Origin of the sequence: Sinomonas atrocyanea (genome assembly GCF_001577305.1) — a bacterium.
In the GTDB taxonomy this organism is placed as follows: Bacteria; Actinomycetota; Actinomycetes; order Actinomycetales; family Micrococcaceae; genus Sinomonas; species Sinomonas atrocyanea.
Window position 1 is genome coordinate 2,206,194 of sequence record NZ_CP014518.1, and the last position, 14,723, is coordinate 2,220,916.

Sequence of the window (14,723 nt, forward strand, 5' to 3'; positions counted from 1 at the left end):
CCGCCTTCGGCACGCGCACTGCGGGCGGCGACCAGCCTCGGCTGGTCGCCGCCCGTTTCGGTCTAGGCTCTTCACTGTGTCTGAAGCCAAGACCTCGCGCCTGCTGAACCTCCTCATCGCCCTGCTCCACACCGAGCTGGGGATCTCCCGTGAGAGGATCCTGCGCGACGTCTACGGCCACACCGCCCCCGCCGGCGACGGCGGCGAGGCCGACTCCGAGACCGAGGCTGTCCTGCGCAAGTTCGAGCGCGACAAGGCCGATCTCCGCTCCATGGGCGCGGTCATCATCGAGGAACTCGGCTACGAGCGCATGGAGAGCGACGAGGAGGTCGCCAAGTACCGGATCGACCCGGCGGGCTTCCGACTGCCTCCCCAGCGCTTCAGCGCCGAGGAGTCCACATGGCTCGCCCTCGCAGCCCTCGCGTGCGACGACGCGGTGGCGGGCGCCGACGCGCAGCGCGCGCTGCGCCGGCTCGAGGCCGCAGGTGCCCTCCCCGAGACCCCACCGTCCCAGGTGCAGCCCCGAGTGCGGCTCGACACCCATTGGGTGACCCTGACCGACGCGGCGGCACGCGGCGCCGAGGTCACCTTCGACTACCACGCGACCAGCACCGGCGAGACCCGCCGGCGCCGGGTCCAGCCGTGGGGGCTCGGCCAGCGCTACGGGCAGTGGTACCTCGCCGGCAACGACGAGGACCGCGGCGGCCTGCGCGTCTTCCGGCTCTCCCGCATCCGCGGCACCGTGGCCGTGGGGGAGCCGGGCAGCTTCGAGCCTGCCGGTGAAGGAGCCGTGCGGGAGGCGCTCGACGGCTTCGATGCCCTCGCCGAGCGGCGCGCGAGCCTCCTCGTCGCCGAGGACCGCGCGCTCGACCTCCGGCGGCACTGGGAGCCGGCCGGAGCCGGGCCCCCCGGCTGGGACGCGGGCGAGTACGCCTTCCGTGATGCCTCCGTCGCCGCAGAGCGGCTCGCGGGCTTCGGCGACGCCGTGAAGGTCCTCGGCCCCGAGGACCTCGTCGCCGAGGTCCTCGGCCGTCTGCGCGGAGCCCGCGAGGCCATCGGGTCGGCGGGCGCTGCCGAGACCCCCGGGCAGAAGCCGGTCCGGCGGATGACCACCGGCCAGGAGCGCCTCGAACGGCTCATGGACCTCGTGCCGTTCCTCCTCTCGGGCCCGGTGACGGTGCAGGAGATCGCCGACGAGTTCGGCCTGACGAGGAAGGCCGTGCTGCGGGAGCTCGAGCTCCTGCGGGACGCCGGTCCCATCGACTCCGCCGGCTTCCAGAGCTACATCGAGATCTCGGTGGACGAGGATGTGGTGACGGTCGCGAATGCCGAGGAGCTCTCCCGCCCGCGCCGGCTCAGCCCCGGCGAGGCGGTCGCGCTCCAGCTGGGCCTCAAGGCCCTCCTGCCGCTCGCCGACACGGCGTCGGCGGAGGCCATCCTGCGGCTGGCCGACAGGGTGGGAGCGGCGGCGGTCGAGGGCGGACGGGCCCTGCCCGAGGTGGACCTGAGGTCCGAGCCCCAGCACAACGCAGAGCTCGTCCCGGTGCTCGCCGAGGCGGCCGTCGCCGGCCGCACGCTCCGGCTCCGCTACCTCAACCCGACCAAGGACGAGGTCACCGAGCGGCTCATCAACCCGCTCGGGGTCTTCTCCGACGCCGACCGCTGGTACGTCAACAGCTACTGCCACCGTGCCGGGGACCGCAGGGTCTTCCGCATCGACCGCATCGAAGCCGTGGAGGCGGCCGAGCCGCTGCCGCTGCCCGAGGGCTTCGAGCCCGGCGACGGGGCCCTGTTCATGCGCCGCGCCAGCGACCTCGAGGTCACGGTGCGCCTCGCCCCCGAGGCGCGCTGGGCCGAGGCGAGCTTCGACGCCCACGACGGCAGGGACCTGGAGGACGGGAGCCGCCGCGTCCTCCTGACCGTCCTCGACCTGGCGTGGCTGCCCTCCTTCCTCGCCCAGTTCGGGGGTGCCGCCGCCCTCGAGGGCCCCGCCGAGGCCGTCGAGGCGGCCCGTTCGTGGTTCGACCGCGCCCTGGCCCTGTACGGGGCCGCCGCGCCGACCCGATAGGCTGGACCCCGTGCCGTGGTGGTCGTGGATCCTCATCTGGGTGGCCCTGGTGGCCTGCACCCTCGTCGGCCTCCTGCTGGGCGGGATCTACCTGTTCCGCAAGGGCATGGCCGTCATGCGGGGCGCCGCCGAAGACCTCGAGCGGGTCACGGCGAGGCCCCCCGCCGCCCAGACGGCCGACGACGCCGGCCCGGCCGTCGTCGTGCGTGTTCCCGGCAGCGCCGTGTTCGCCGACCCGGAGCGCCTGCGCGAGGAGTACGAGCGGGGGCGCGAACAGCGGCGCCTCGCGCGCCGCGACCGGCGCGTCGCCCGACGGCGCGAGCGGGGCCAGATGCAGTCCCTGAGTGACCTCGGCCTCAACTAGACTTGTAGCAACGAAAGGATTCCCCGTGGGACGACTCTTCGATGGCCCCTGGCCCATCGTCATCATCATCATCGTGGCGCTGCTCCTGTTCGCCGCGCCGAAGCTGCCGGGCATGGCGCGGAGCCTCGGGCAGTCGATGCGCATCCTGCGTTCCGAGGTCAAGGAGATGAAGAACGACGGCAAGGACACCTCGGCCTCCGGCCAGTCGTCCTCCAGCGCAGCCGAGCAGCCCGTCGAGGGCAAGGTCATCCCGCCGAACGGCGCTGGCCGGGCCGACGGGGACGCCGGTCCTTCCTCGCGCGCCTGAGGTGGCCGCCGGGAAGGGGAGGAAGGCCAACCCGGAGGGGCGCATGCCCCTCCTCGAGCACCTCCGGGAGCTCAAGAACCGTCTGATCAAGGCGGCGATCGGGGTTGCCCTCGGCGCCGTCGCGGGCTGGTTCCTCTACGACCCCATCCTCCGCGAACTCGAGAAGCCCGTCGAGAACATCTCCCACCAGACTGGTGGCCTGTCCTCGGTGAACTTCTCCACCATTGCCTCGCCGTTCGACTTCAAGCTCCAGCTGGCCATCCAGATCGGCCTGGTCATCTCCAGCCCCATCTGGATCTACCAGGTCTGGGCGTTCATCATGCCCGGCCTGACGGCCAAGGAGCGCAAGTACACGCTGGGCTTCATGGTCGCGGCCGTGCCGCTGTTCCTCGCCGGTGTCTGGGTCGGGTGGAGTGTCGTGCCGCAGGTGGTGCGCGCGCTGACCCAGTTCACGCCCGCGGGTTTCTCCAACATGATCGACGGTCGTGAGTACATCGACTTCGTCACCCACATGCTCCTCTTCCTCGGGGTGGCGTTCCTCGTCCCGGTCATCCTGGTCGGGGTCAACATGGCCGGGATCCTGCCGGGCAGGACCATCCTCAAGGCCTGGCGCATCACCGTGTTCCTCGTGTTCGTCCTCGCGGCCGTGGCCGCCCCGGGCGCGGACGCGATCTCGATGTTCATGCTCGCGATCCCGCTTCTGGCGCTCTTCTTCGCGGCGATCGGCGTCTGCATGGCCAACGACCGGCGCCGGGCCCGGCGCCTCGAGAAGGTGGCGGCGGAGACCGACGCCATCGCGGACACCCCCACGTCCAGGGCGGACCTGGAGAACCTCTGACGTCCCGGCGGGACTAGGCTGGACCCATGTCCACCCCCGCCGAGAGCATGTCACCGGCCGAACGCTACGCCGCGGACGCGAGGCGGCGGGCGTTGGCCAAGACCGAACTGGGAGCGTTCGCCGCGACGGTGGCCTTCCCGCTCGATCCCTTCCAGGTCGAGGCATGCCGCGCGCTCGAGGCGGGGCACGGCGTCCTCGTCGCGGCGCCGACCGGCGCCGGCAAGACCATCGTCGGCGAGTTCGCGATCCACTTGGCCCTCAGGCAGGGCCTGAAGGCGTTCTACACGACGCCCATCAAGGCGCTGTCGAACCAGAAGTACGCGGAGCTGTGCGCCATCCACGGGGTGGGCCGGGTCGGCCTCCTCACCGGGGACACGACCATCAACGGCGAGGCGCCGGTCGTCGTCATGACCACCGAGGTCCTGCGGAACATGCTCTACGCGGACTCCGACACGCTGGCGGGGCTCGGCTACGTGGTGATGGACGAGGTCCACTACCTCGCTGACCGCTTCCGCGGGGCAGTGTGGGAAGAGGTCATCATCCATCTTCCGCGCGATGTCCGGGTCGTCTCCCTCAGCGCCACCGTCTCCAACGCCGAGGAGTTCGGCGCGTGGCTCGACACCGTCCGCGGCGAGACGGAGATCGTGGTCTCCGAGCACCGCCCCGTTCCCCTCTGGCAGCACGTCCTCGTCGGGCGCCAGCTCGTGGACCTGTTCGCGACCCGGCAGTCGTTCGAGGCCCTGGCCGACGTCCACGACCGCGACGCCGGGGGCGAGCGCGAGGCGACCGAACCGGCGTCGTCCGAACGCGCCGCGGTGCCGCACGCGGAGGCGAGCGTCTCGGAACTCACCGCGGTCAACCCGGAGCTGGTCGAGCTGGGCCGGCGCGAGTCGCAGCAGCTCTACCGCGGCCGGTTCGGCCACGGCGGCCGGGCACGGCGGCGCGAGGAGCGCCAGCGGGGCGAGAAGCAGTCCCCCCGGACCGGCCGTCCGGGCGACGCACCGCCCCTGCCCGGCACGCGGGCCAGCCGCCCCCAGATGGTCCAGGCGCTCGAGCGCCGCGGCCTGCTGCCAGCGATCGACTTCATCTTCTCGAGGGCCGGGTGCGACGCCGCCGTGCAGCAGTGCCTCGATGCGGGCCTCGACCTCACGACCCCTGCCGAGAAGGCCGAGATCACTGCGGCCGTCGAGGCTGCGGCCGTCGACATCCCGCCGGCCGACCTGGCGGTGCTGGGCTTCTGGGCGTGGCGCGAGGGCCTCCAGCGCGGTCTGGCCGCCCACCACGCCGGCCTCCTGCCGACCTTCAAGGAGACGGTCGAGAAGCTGTTCGCCGCCGGGCTCGTGAAGGTCGTGTTCGCGACCGAGACCCTCGCGCTCGGCATCAACATGCCAGCCAAGAGCGTGCTCATCGAGAAGCTCGAGAAGTTCAACGGCGAGGCCCACGTCGACATCACCGCGGGGGAGTACACCCAGCTCACCGGCAGGGCCGGCCGGCGCGGGATCGACGTCGAGGGACACGCAGTGGTGCAGTGGCGCCCCGGACTCGATCCCTCCGCCCTGGCGGGCCTCGCCTCGCGCCGCACGTACCCGCTGAACTCGAGCTTCCGCCCCACCTACAACATGAGCATCAACCTCGTGGCCCAGTTCGGCCGGGAGCGGGCGCGCGAGATCCTCGAGAGCTCCTTCGCCCAGTTCCAGGCGGACCGCTCGGTGGTCGGGCTCGCCCGGCAGGTGCGCAGCCGCGAGGAGTCGCTCGCGGGCTACGAGAAGGCCATGACCTGCCACCTGGGGGACTTCACCGAGTACTCCAGGCTCCGGCACGAGCTCTCGGAGGCCGAGAAGGCGGCCTCCCGGCAGGCGGGGCGCGCCCGGCGGTCCATGACGGTGGACTCGCTCGCACGCCTGGCGCCGGGGGACGTCGTCGAGATCGGGCAGGGACGGCTCGCCGGAAGCGCCGTGGTGCTCATGTCGGATCCGAACGGCCGGGAGCCGAGGCCGCAGGTCCTCACCTTCGACCGGAACATCCGCCGCATCGGCCTGCACGACGTCGACGGCCCCCTCGAGCCGATCGCACGGATCCGGATCCCGAAGCACTTCGACGCGAAGAGGCCCAAGGACCGACGCGACCTCGCCGCCTCGCTGCGGCACGCGACCGAGCGGGCACGCCTGGAAGGTCCCGATGCGGGCAGCCGGGGGCGCCGGTCGCGCAGGGACTTCGCCTTCGCCGGCGGCTACCAGGACACCGAGCAGCGCATCACCGACCTGCGCCGCCAGCTCCGCACGCATCCGTGCCACGGCTGCGCCGAGCGCGAGGACCATGCGCGGTGGGCCGAGCGCTGGATCAAGCTCCGCCGCGAGACGGACCGCCTCGTCGAACAGATCCAGGGCCGCACCAACACGATCGCGAAGACCTTCGACCGGGTGTGCGAGGTCCTCGAGTCCTACGGGGCGCTGGCCCAGGGCGCCGCGGGACCCGAGGTGACCGCCTTCGGGCAGCAGCTGCGCCGCATCTACGGCGACAAGGACATGCTCACCGCGCTCGCGCTGCGCGAGGGCGCCTTCGACGACGTGGACGCCGCCGAGCTCGCCGCGCTCGTGAGCGTCCTCGTGTACCAGGCCAAGCGCGAGGAGCGGGGCCTCACGCCCAAGATGCCCAGCATCTCCCTGGACGTCGCCGTGGACGTCGTGCTGCGCGAGTGGTCCCAGCTCGAGGACGCCGAGGAGCAGCACCGGCTGCCGCGCACCTCCGAGCCGGACTTCGGCCTCGTCTGGCCCATCTACAAGTGGGCCCGCGGCCGTGAGCTGCAGAACGTCCTCTCCGGCACCGAGCTGGCGGCCGGAGACTTCGTGCGCTGGGTCCGCCAGGTGATCGACCTGCTCGACCAGCTCGCCGACGTGCCGGCGATCGACCGGCGGCTCTCGCGGCTGTGCCACGAGGCGATCGGCCTCCTGCGCCGCGGCGTGGTCGCGTACTCGAGCCTTTCCGACTAGACCGCCTTCACGCCCAACGACACCGCGAACGATGCAAGGGGATCCATCCATGCCCGAGGAGCGCGCGCTCACCCTCTACCGCAACGGCTCGGTCTACTCTGCCGCCGACCCCTTCGCCTCGGCGATGCTGGTGGACGGCGGGACGGTCGCCTGGGTCGGCTCCGAGCAGGCGGCGGCCTCGCTCGCCGACGACCGGATGACGGTGGTGGACCTCGACGGCGCGCTCGTGGCGCCCGGCTTCGTGGACTCGCACGTGCACGTCACCGACACCGGCCTCGCGCTCTCCTCGCTGGACCTGTCCGCTGCGGCGTCGGCGGCGGACCTGCTCGACGCCGTGGCGCGGGCCGCGGAGGGGCTTCCCGACGATGCCGTGCTGCGAGGCCACGGCTGGGACGAATCGCGGTGGGCCGACCCCGCACTGCCGGGCGCAGGGCAGCTCGCGCGCGCCGCCGGTGGGCGGCGGATGTTCCTCACCCGGGTGGACGTCCACTCCGCACTCGTCTCCGCGGACCTCGCACGCAGTGCGGGCACCCCCGTCGGGCACGGGGAGGACTCGGCGCTCGTGGTCGGCAAGGCACTGCACGCGGCCCGCGCGCAGACGCGCCCGGCCAGCGCCGGGGAGCTGGAACGCCTGCACGGCCTGGCGCTGCGCCACGCCGCGTCCCGGGGCTACGTCGCGCTCGTGGAACAGGCCGCGCCCCAGCTCGGCGGCCTCGAGGACCTGCGGCTGCTCCTCGGCCGGGAGGCCTCCACGGAACCGGAGGTGATGGCCTACTGGGGCCAGGCCGTCTCCTCGGCGGACGAGGCCCGCGAGGTCCTCGACGGGCTCGGGGTACCGGTGCGCGGGCTCGCGGGCGATCTGAACATCGACGGCTCGATCGGCAGCCGGACCGCCCTCCTGAGCGCGGACTACGACGACGCCCCGGGCCACCGCGGCACGGCGTTCCTGTCCGCCGAGCAGATCGGCGCCCACCTCGCGGCGCTGTCGGAGATCGGCGCCCAGGGCGGCTTCCACGTGATCGGCGACGCCGGGCTGCAGCTCGCGCTCGAAGGCCTCCGCATCGCGTCCGACCGGGTCGGCCAGCACGCCGTGCGCGCCGCCGGACACCGGCTCGAGCACGTCGAGATGGCCGGTGACGCAGAGGCTGCGGCCCTCGCCGAGTACGCCGTCACCGTGAGCGCCCAGCCCCTCTTCGACGCGGCTTGGGGCCATCCCGGAGGGCTCTACGAGCAGCGCCTCGGCAGCCGCCGGGCGGGGATGAACCCGTTCATCCGCTTCTACTCCGCCGGCGTGCCCCTCGCCTTCGGGTCCGACTCGCCGGTCTGCGCGCTGTCCCCGTGGGAGAGCGTGCGTGCGTGCCTGAGGCACTCGGACCCCTCCCAGCGGATCTCCGCCCGCGCGGCCTTCCTCGGGCACACGCGCTCCGGGTGGAGGGCAGCGAGACACCCCAACCCGCTCATGGGCCAGCTCGCTCCGGGCGCCCCGGCGAGCTTCGCGGTGTGGAGCGCCGACGAGCTGATGGTGCAGGTCGCGGACGAGCGCGTGCAGGCGTGGAGCACCGATCCCCGGGCCCGCACGCCGCTCCTCCCCGCGCTGGACACCGAGCGGCTGCCCGAATGCCTCCTCACCGTGCACGAGGGGCGCGAGCTGTTCCGCAGCGGTGACTTCCCCTCCGGGCACCCTGGCTCGTGAGGGCCCGGAGGACCGGTCGCGCGGGCACGCCCCCGGCCGTCGTGGGCAACACGGCAAACCGCAGATGAATGGACGGTTGACACCTGAGTCTGACCCCGTAGGATCGAGGGCAACGGGTGTGAACTGCCCGGTAGGGCCCGGTTCACCGAGCATTCGGGGGATTAGGCGTCACGACAGGCCCGTGCGTCCGTAGAAAACAGTCCGGGGGACCGACCAGCTGCCGGCCCCGCGCGACTGGCCCGAAGACGCACGGGCCTGTCTGTTCCCCGGGTGGCCCGGGTCGGCTGGCTATAATGGGCTCTTGCGCCTTCGAGGCGCTCGACGACCCCGCCCCGAAAGGCCCACTTCGTGCGCATCCTGACGATCATTCCGACGTACAACGAGCTTGATTCGCTGCCCAAGACCTTGGGCCGGCTGCGGGCGGCTGTTCCGGCGTCGGACGTCCTCGTCGCGGACGACAACAGCCCCGATGGCACCGGCGCCCTCGCGGACCGGATCGCCGCGGAGGACCCGCAGGTCCACGTCATGCACCGCCGCGGCAAGGAAGGCCTCGGCGCAGCCTACATTGCCGGCTTCCGCTGGGCCCTCGAGCGGGACTACGACGTCGTGGTGGAGATGGACGCCGACGGCTCCCACCAGCCGGAGCAGCTGCCCGCGCTCCTCTCAGCCGTGGAGGACGGCGCCGACCTCGTGATCGGTTCCCGCTGGGTCCACGGCGGATCGGTGGTGAACTGGCCCTTCTACCGCCAGCTCATCTCCCGCACCGGCAGCACCTACGCCCGCCTCATGCTCGGGCTCGGGCTGCGCGACATCACCGCTGGCTACCGGGCGTTCCGGCGCACCACCCTCGAGAAGCTCGACTTCGACTCCATCGAGTCGAAGGGCTACGGCTTCCAGGTCGACCTCGCCTGGCGCGTAGCCAAGATGGGCCTCTCTGTCGTCGAGGTTCCCGTGACCTTCGTGGAGCGCGAGCTCGGCAGCTCCAAGATGAGCGGGAACATCGTCCTGGAGGCCATGGTCAACGTCACGCGGTGGGGCCTGAAGGAGCGGTGGTCCCAGCTCACCCGCCGCGGCAGGCAGCGCTAGGCGCGGCGGCGCCGCAGACACAGGAGAGGGCGGGAACCTGGAACGGTTCCCGCCCTCTTACACAGGCGCATGTGCCGATCGGGGTGCGGCCCCGTGGCGGACTGGCGTCAGGCGCCGCGCTTGCTCCGCAGGAGCTCGAGGCGGTCTGCCAGGATCTGCTCGAGCTCGGGAATCGAGCGGCGCTCGAGGAGCATGTCCCAGTGCGTCCGGACCGCCTTCTCGTTGGTGTCGGTGGGGCGCTCTCCGTCGACCAGGAACGCCTCCTTGCCGGTCTTGGAGGTCCAGACCGGGGGGATCTCCGCCTCGGAGGAGAACATGACAAAGACCTGTTCGCCGTCCTCGGTCCGGTACTCGACCCGCTGGCGGGGTGCCGGCTCGACGCCGGCCTCGGTCTCCATGGACTGTGCACCCAGGCGCATGCCGCGCAGGCTGCGGTCGCTCATCTATACTCCCTCACGTTGTGCCGGGCGTGCGCACCGACCCGATCACCATGCCAACGCATGCGGCGAGCGCGGTGTTCCCGCAGCCCGGTCGCCGATATCCGGTCAACCGACCTTCCATTATAGGCGTGCGCCGCGTCGCGCGTCAGGGCCGCCCCTGGCCCGACGCTGGATCCTCGTCCGCGGACTGACCGGGGAGCTGATCGGGGACGTCGGGAATCTCCAGGCCCGGAACCTCCAGATCGGGGATGCCCGCGGCCGGACCGCCCAAGTCGGTGACTCCCGCATGGTGCTGGAGGATCCGTTCCGCCTCGGTGTCGAGCTCGGAGCGCCGCGCCGCCTCTTCCTCGAAGGCCCGTGCATCGGCCTCAAGGCTGTCCCGCTCGGCCTCGGCCCCGGGTGCCGGGTGCGTCACGTCCTGAAGGGCCTGGTCTGCGGGAGCCCCGCCCCGAACGCCCTGGCCGAGGTTCCCGATCGCGCCGCCGACGCCCTTGAGGGCCTCGCCGATCTCGCTCGGGATGATCCACAGCTTGTTCGACGTTCCCTCGGCGATCTTGGGCAGCGTCTGGAGGTACTGGTATGCGAGGAGCTTCGGATCCGGGTCGCCGCGATGGATGGCCTCGAAGACCTTCTGGATGGCCTGGGACTCGCCGTCGGCCCGGAGCACCGCGGCCTTCGCCTGGCCCTCAGCCTTGAGGATCTGCGCCTGGCGCTCACCCTCGGCGGTCAGGATCGCGGACTGCTTCGTGCCCTCGGCCGTGAGGATCAGCGCACGCCGGTCCCGTTCGGCCCGCATCTGCTTCTCCATCGAGTCCTGGATCGAGTGCGGCGGCTCGATGGCCTTGAGCTCGACCCGCGAGACCCGCAGGCCCCAACGGCCGGTGGCCTCGTCGAGCACTCCGCGCAGCTGCCCGTTGATCTGGTCCCGGGAGGTGAGCGCCTCCTCGAGGTTCAGGCCGCCGACGACGTTGCGCAGCGTCGTGATGGTGAGCTGCTCGACCGCTTGGATGTAGTTGGCAATCTCGTAGGTAGCCGCGCGCGGGTCGGTCACCTGGAAGTAGACCACCGTGTCGATCGAGACGACGAGGTTGTCGGAGGTGATGACGGGCTGCGGGGGAAAGGACACGACCTGCTCGCGCAGGTCGAGCAGCGGCAGCAGCCTGTCGACGAACGGGATGAGCAGCGTCAGACCGGGATTGAGCGTGCGCTGGTACTTCCCCAGCCGTTCGACGACGCCGGCCCGCGCCTGCGGGATGATCCGCACGGAACGGCCGAGCGCCGTGCCCACGAACAGGATGACGACGATGACGACCACGAGCAGAAGGATGCTTCCGGCGTCCATGGTTTCCCCCTTCACTGGTAGTGGTGTGCCTAGCTTCGGTAGGGCGATGTCCTACCGCTGGGGGCCACGACGGCGGTGGCGCCGTCGATCGCGACGACCGTGACGACGTCGCCCGGGAGGAACTCGCCGCGCTCCGCGCGGGCGGTCCAGACGTCGCCGCCGATCTTGACCAGCCCGCGGGCGGAGTCCACGGGCTCGACGACGGTGGCCGGAGACCCGACCAGACGGTCGATGTTGGTGCGGACGTCCTCGACGGCGGGGCGCATGTGCCTGACGGCGACGGGACGGACAAAGGCGATCATCGCCACGGACACGGCCGCGAAGACCAGGCCCTGGAGCCACGCCGGCCCGCCGAGCAGCGCCGTGACGAGCGCCGCGAGCGCGCCGCCGGACAGCATGACGAACACGAGGCTCAGGCTGAGCATCTCGATGCCCCCCAGCACGAGCGCGAGCACGAGCCACACCATCCAGGCGTTGTGGTCGAACCAGTCCATCCGCCCCTCCTCACGCACGCCCCTGTGCTCCCACACTAGCCCAGCCCACGGCCCCCGGAGCCGCTCGGCCGGTTGCGGTTCGGCAACCCGTCCGGGCCTGACCGCCCGGGGCGGCTCACACCGCTATGAGGGGCGGCCGGGCGGGTCCCGAGGACGCATCGGAGGCGGCGTCCGCGATCGCGGCGACGGCCTGGCGCAGTTCGTCGGGAGACGCGGTGAAGGGGAGGCGGAGGCGGTGCTCGAAGGCGCCGTCCATGCCGAAGCGCGGCCCAGCGGTGAGGGCCACCCCGCGCGCACGGGCGGCCACGACCAGCTGCGACGACGACAGCGGCGCACAGTCCGCCCAGACGGACATGCCGCCGCCGGGCGCAGTCCAGGCCCAGCCCGGGAAGCGCTCGGCGAGCGCCCCGCCGAGCGCCGCGAGACCCTCTCCGAGGCGATGGCGCCGTTCGGCCACGAGGACGTCCTGGCGCTCGAGCAGCTCGGCGGCGACGAGCTGCTCGAGCACCGGGGTGCCGAGGTCGAGGCTCGTCCGGGCCTGGGCGAGCCGGCCCACCATGGCCCGGGGGGCGCGGATCCAGCCCACCCGCAGGCCGCCCCACGCGAGCTTTGCCAGGCCCCCCAGCGTCACCGAGCCCGGGGCGAACGCGGCGAGCGGCGGCAGCGGCCCGCGGCTGATGTCCAGCAGGGCTGTCGTCTCGTCGGCGACGAGGACCGTGCGGTGCCGCTCGGCGAGGCGGGCCAGCCGTTCGCGCCCCGCGGGATCGAGGCTCGCGCCAGTCGGGTTGTGGAAGTCCGGCATCGTGTAGGCGAGCGCCGGCGAGGTCGCCCGGAAGGCTGCGGCCGCGGCCTCGAGGTCCCACCCGGCGGGTGTGACGGGCAGCGCCACGAGCCGGGCCCGCGCGGCCTGGAGCGTGTCCATCGCGTGGGGATAGGTGGGCTGTTCGACGGCGGCACGGTCGCCGGGGGACAGGAGGGTGCGGGCCACGAGCGCGATCGCGTGCTGGACGCCAGTGGTGACCATGATCTGGTCCGGGTCGGTGGGGACCCCGCGGGCGGCATAGTGTTCGGCGACGGCGATGCGCAGGCGCGGCAGGCCGATGACCTCGTAGCCGGAGCGGGCCAGCTCCGGGCCGAGCGCGTCCGCGGCACGGCGCACGCAGTCCGCCACGGGGCTCGCCGCCGGCATGGCGGCCTTGGTGAGGTCGAGCACCCCGGCCTCATCGGGTGCGGCGCCGGCCGGGCGCTCGGGAAGGACGACGTAGCTTCCGGAGCCCCGGACGCTCTTCAGGCACCCGAGCTCGCGCAGGAGGGCGTACGCCCCCGCCACCGTGGTGCGGGACAGCCCCAGGGCCCCCGCCAGCTCGCGCTCGGCCGGCAGCCGGACGCCGTCGGGGAGCCGGCCGTCCACGGCGAGGAGCCGGAGCCTCTCGGCCAGCTCGGCGTAGAGGGGCCCGCGGCCCGGCAGGGGCCCCAGCATGCGGCCGAGGCGTTGGGAGGTGACGGCGACCATAGGGCCACGCTACCCGAATTGGCCCTGTCCAGTGATGCCAATGGTGCGCGAGGGTGGTTCCGTGAACGCCTTCCTCGACAGCCCCCACCTGGCAGTGCGCCTCGTCCGCCTCTACGTCGGCCTCGCGGCCTACGGCCTCGCGATCGCCCTCCTCCTGCGCTCGGGCCTCGGCTCCTCGCCCTGGGACGTCCTCTCCCAGGGCGTGGCACGCACCGTCGGCCTCAGCTTCGGGGCCACCACCGTCGCGGTGAGCGTCCTCGTGCTCGCGGCATGGATCCCGCTCAGGCAGAGGCCGGGGTGGGGAACGCTCTCGAACACACTGCTCATCGGCGTCTTCGCCGACCTCGGGCTGGCGTGGATCCCCGCGCCGCCCGAGGGGGCGCTCCACCTCCTCTGGCAGTGCTCTGTCCTTGCCGGCGGGCTGGTGCTGCTCGCCCTGGCCTCGGCCCTGTACATCGGCGCGAGGCTCGGCCCGGGGCCGCGCGACGGACTCATGACCGGGCTCGTGGCCCGGACCGGGCGCCCCGTGTGGATGGTGCGCTGCGCGATCGAGCTGACGGTCGTGCTGGCCGGATGGCTGCTGGGCGGGACGGTCGGGATCGGCACGGCGGTGTTCGCGTTCGGGATCGGGCCGCTCATCCAGGCCGCGATGCGCCTGATGCGGGTGGACCTCGGGCCGCGGGCGGACCGCAGCCCGGGGAACGCCCGCGCCTCCGAGGAGCCCGGCGTCAGCGGCGCCGCAGCACGCTGAGCTCGACGGCGGCCGTGGCGGCGAGCTCCTCGTCTCCGGCCAGCCGCTCGAGCTCGGTGCGGCCCGTGTGGTGCCCGGCGGGACCCATCTGGGCGAGGTCCGCGGCCGAGGCCGGGGTGAGGACGAGGGGGAAGGTCAGCTGGGCGCGGGAGAGGGGCTCGTAGTCGCCGGCAGCGGCCAGTTCGAGGGCCTCGGCCTTGCCCTCCGGCACGTCGAGGAGGGGCAGCTGGGCCCGGAGCTCGGCGAGGTGCTGGGGGAGGGGCGTCACGGCGACGAGGAGGCCCCCCGGCCGGGTGATGCGCGCGAATTCGGGGAGGTTGCGCGGGGCGAAGACGTCGAGCACGGCGTCGACGGTGCCCGCGGCCACGGGGAGCGGCTTCCACAGGTCCCAGACGAGCGCGGCCACCCGCTCCAGCCGGGCTGCGCGCCTCAGGGCCTGCGGGCTGAGATCGAGCGCGATGGCCCGGGCCCTGCGCGGACCGCCGCCGGCGAGCCGGTCGAGCACCGCAGCAAGGTAGTAGCCGGTCCCCGCTCCGGCGTCGAGGACCGCGGCGTCCGCCGGCAGCGCCGCGCAGGCGTCGGCGAGCGCAGCGGCGATCGGCGCGTAGTGGCCGGCGCCCAGGAACGCGTCCCTGGCGGCGACCATGTCCGCGGTGTCCGGCGTGGAGCGGCTGGGGCGCCCGGTCAGGAGGTTGACATAGCCGTGGCGCGAGGCGTCGTACCGGTGTCCCTCGGCGCAGACGAGCGCTCGGGCGCTGCTGGCCTCCGCGTCCCAGTCGGCCCCGCAGTGCGGGCAGATCAGCAGGTCCAGGGCGTCGGCGAGCATGGCTCCCATCG

13 protein-coding genes are annotated in these 14,723 nt (G+C 72.8%); 8 read left to right on the forward strand and 5 right to left on the reverse strand.

Features of this window, described 5'->3' with window-relative positions:
* The first annotated feature begins 76 nt into the window (after positions 1-76).
* The 7 genes from SA2016_RS10140 to SA2016_RS10170 all read left to right on the forward strand — a co-directional run bounded on the left by SA2016_RS10140 (position 77) and on the right by SA2016_RS10170 (position 9,346).
* Complete coding sequence (locus tag SA2016_RS10140) at positions 77-2,068, forward strand: helix-turn-helix transcriptional regulator (RefSeq protein ID WP_066497752.1); 1,992 nt, start codon at positions 77-79, stop codon at positions 2,066-2,068.
* 10 nt (positions 2,069-2,078) lie between these two features.
* The gene (locus SA2016_RS10145) at positions 2,079-2,432 is read left to right on the forward strand and encodes a hypothetical protein (protein ID WP_066497753.1); all 354 of its coding nucleotides are present in this window, start codon (positions 2,079-2,081) and stop codon (positions 2,430-2,432) included.
* Positions 2,433-2,457: 25 nt separating this feature from the next.
* Positions 2,458-2,739, forward strand: coding sequence for a Sec-independent protein translocase subunit TatA (tatA, locus tag SA2016_RS10150; protein WP_066497754.1), 282 nt, complete (start codon positions 2,458-2,460; stop codon positions 2,737-2,739).
* 43 nt (positions 2,740-2,782) lie between these two features.
* Positions 2,783-3,577, forward strand: coding sequence for a twin-arginine translocase subunit TatC (gene tatC / locus SA2016_RS10155; protein WP_066497755.1), 795 nt, complete (start codon positions 2,783-2,785; stop codon positions 3,575-3,577).
* 26 nt (positions 3,578-3,603) lie between these two features.
* Positions 3,604-6,567, forward strand: a complete 2,964-nt coding sequence (locus SA2016_RS10160) for a DEAD/DEAH box helicase (protein WP_066497757.1) — start codon at positions 3,604-3,606, stop codon at positions 6,565-6,567.
* Between the two features lie 49 nt (positions 6,568-6,616).
* Positions 6,617-8,260: an amidohydrolase gene (locus tag SA2016_RS10165; RefSeq protein ID WP_229710785.1), complete on the forward strand. Its 1,644-nt coding sequence runs from the start codon at positions 6,617-6,619 to the stop codon at positions 8,258-8,260.
* Between the two features lie 348 nt (positions 8,261-8,608).
* Positions 8,609-9,346: a polyprenol monophosphomannose synthase gene (locus tag SA2016_RS10170; RefSeq protein ID WP_066497760.1), complete on the forward strand. Its 738-nt coding sequence runs from the start codon at positions 8,609-8,611 to the stop codon at positions 9,344-9,346.
* A 107-nt stretch (positions 9,347-9,453) separates the two neighbouring features.
* Here the strand turns inward: SA2016_RS10170 and SA2016_RS10175 are convergent, their stop codons facing one another.
* The 4 genes from SA2016_RS10175 to yczR form a co-directional block, all read right to left on the reverse strand.
* Positions 9,454-9,789, reverse strand: coding sequence for an RNA polymerase-binding protein RbpA (locus SA2016_RS10175; RefSeq protein ID WP_066497761.1), 336 nt, complete (start codon positions 9,787-9,789; stop codon positions 9,454-9,456).
* 142 nt (positions 9,790-9,931) lie between these two features.
* Entirely contained in the window at positions 9,932-11,128 is a 1,197-nt protein-coding gene (locus SA2016_RS10180) for an SPFH domain-containing protein (protein WP_084249441.1), read from the reverse strand.
* Positions 11,129-11,157: 29 nt separating this feature from the next.
* On the reverse strand, positions 11,158-11,622 hold the full coding sequence (locus SA2016_RS10185) for an NfeD family protein (RefSeq protein WP_066497763.1): 465 nt from the start codon (positions 11,620-11,622) through the stop codon (positions 11,158-11,160).
* A 115-nt stretch (positions 11,623-11,737) separates the two neighbouring features.
* On the reverse strand, positions 11,738-13,135 hold the full coding sequence (gene yczR / locus SA2016_RS10190; protein ID WP_066497764.1) for a MocR-like transcription factor YczR: 1,398 nt from the start codon (positions 13,133-13,135) through the stop codon (positions 11,738-11,740).
* Positions 13,136-13,196: 61 nt separating this feature from the next.
* Here yczR and yczE point away from each other — a divergent pair, with 61 nt between their 5' ends.
* The gene (gene yczE, locus SA2016_RS10195; RefSeq protein ID WP_141305372.1) at positions 13,197-13,886 is read left to right on the forward strand and encodes a membrane protein YczE; all 690 of its coding nucleotides are present in this window, start codon (positions 13,197-13,199) and stop codon (positions 13,884-13,886) included.
* On the opposite strand, the gene SA2016_RS10200 is transcribed toward yczE, so the two are convergent.
* Entirely contained in the window at positions 13,864-14,712 is an 849-nt protein-coding gene (locus tag SA2016_RS10200) for a methyltransferase domain-containing protein (protein ID WP_066497765.1), read from the reverse strand. The two genes, yczE and SA2016_RS10200, sit on opposite strands and share 23 nt — an antisense overlap.
* Positions 14,713-14,723 lie beyond the last annotated feature (11 nt).